The 1,983-nt window shown below is 65.7% G+C and carries 2 protein-coding genes; both read right to left on the bottom strand.

What is annotated here, in order from left to right:
* The coding region (locus A2I95_RS33990) for a response regulator (RefSeq protein WP_291736900.1) at positions 1-869 on the bottom strand (869 nt) is incomplete at its 3' end.
* Positions 866-1,983, bottom strand: a 1,118-nt coding sequence (locus A2I95_RS33985) for an ATP-binding protein (RefSeq protein WP_291736899.1), incomplete at its 5' end; no start/stop codon positions are given. The genes A2I95_RS33985 and A2I95_RS33990, both read right to left, overlap by 4 nt.

The following is a 1,983-nucleotide window of genomic DNA, read 5'->3' as shown; positions in this document are numbered from 1 at the left end:
TCACCGGGGCGTTCGGCCAGCGAGGGGATCCGCACCCGCATCACATCCAGACGGTAGAACAGGTCGGCACTGAAACTGCCAGCCTCCGCCTTGCCCGCCAGATCGGCGCTGGAACCGGCTATGATCCGAACTCCGCTGCCCTGCTCCAACTGCGCCAGCAGCGCATATTGCGCCGCTTCCGGCAGCGCCTGCACTTCATCCAAAAACAGCGACCCGCCCGCGGCCTCCTGGCACAGCTCCGCCACTGCCTCGGCTGCCAGCCCGGCGGCGGGGCGTTTCACAAACGGCCCCTGCCCCGCAGGCGACATCAGGTGAATGACCTCCGCCACCTTGGAAATACCGCTGCCCGGCGCGCCTGTGACCAGCACCTCGGCCCCCGTCGGCGCCACCGCCCGTACCCGCTGGCGCATTTCCTTGGCCTGCGGCGAGGTTCCGAACAACAACCGCGCAGCCGGGTCGCCGGTCTCCAGCTGATGCTTCAGCCGCCGGTTTTCCAGCACCAGTGCGCGAGTTTTCAACGCCCGCTCCAGCACCGGCAGGAAATCCGCCGCCGCACAGGGTTTCTCCAGGAAATCAAATGCCCCCTGCGACATTGCCTTGACCGCCATCGGAATATCGCCCTCGCCGGTCAGCAGCACCACCGGCAGCTCCTCGTCAGCACCGCGGGCATAGTCCAGCAGATGAAACCCGTCCCGCCCCGGCATCCGGATATCCGATACGACAATGCCGTCGAACGCCAGTGTGATGTGGTCCTTCGCCGCCACAAACGACCCGCAGGCCACCACATCCAGATCATTCAGCTCCAGCGTCTGGGCCAGTGCCTCGCGCACCGCCGCATCGTCATCCACCAGCAGCACCTTGCGGGTCATGCGGCATCTCCTTTCTCAGCCCCTTCGCGCCACGGCTCCAGTTCCACCGTGAACACCGCACCGCCGCCGGTATTGGCACCGCGGATATTGCCGCCAAAGCTTTGCACCAACCCGTAAGAAATCGACAGCCCCAACCCCATGCCTTCGGAACTGCCCACCGCCTTGGTGGAGTAAAACGGGTCGAACATCTTCTCCGGCTCCTTGATGCCGGGGCCGCTGTCCTGCACCCGCACCTGCAGCCGCGGGCCAGTTTCGACAGAGATCGAGATCACCTGCTCCACCTGCCCCTGCATCGCATCCGCCGCGTTGTTGATCAGGTTCACAAACACCTGCGTCAGCCGCACCTCGCCGCCCCAGGCCAGCACCAGTGCTGTATGGGCCGCCTCGTCCCAGCGCAGATCGACATGGTCCGCCTTCAGGCGCGGCGCGGTCAGTTCCACTGCAGCGTTGATCACCTGAAACAGATCCACCCGCCCCATCGGCTCGCTTTCATTGCGGGCAAAGGCGCGCAGGTTCTTGATGATCCGCGCCATCCGCGCCGCCATGTCGGCAATCCGGCCCAGATTCTCGCCGGTCCGCTCCGCCTTGCCGCGCTCCAGAAAGGCCGTACCGTTTTCTGCATATTGCTGGATCGCCATCAAGGGCTGGTTCAATTCATGACTGATGCCCGCCGACATCTGCCCCAAAGCGGACAGCTTGCCCGCCTGCACCAGATCCTCCTGCGCGCGTTTCAGGGCGGCTTCGGCTTCCTCGCGTTCGCGCACCTCGCGGCGCAGCCGGGTGTTGGCCGCCGACAGATCCCGGGTGCGCTGCTCAACCCGGCTTTCCAGCACTGCATTGGCCTCGGCCAGGGTGCGGCGGCGCTCCATCACGATGAACAGCATGGCGCCCAGAGCCAGGCACACCGCCGCCAACGCCGCCGCTTGCAAGGCCGCGATCCGCCGGGCCGGCGCTACATCCACCAGGATTTCGCCTGTCATTCCAATCAGCGGCAAGTCCACGGAAAGATGCAGCGCGCGGCCGGGCAAATAGGGGCTGCCCACAAGACTCCAGATTTCATGCCCTGCATAGCGGTCCCTGCGCGTGACACTCGGGGTTTCCTCCTCCGCACCGC

It is taken from the genome of Leisingera sp. F5, assembly GCF_001593695.1.
The sequence above is the reverse complement of the archived record's forward strand: the minus strand, read 5'-3'. Positions and strand labels throughout refer to the sequence as shown.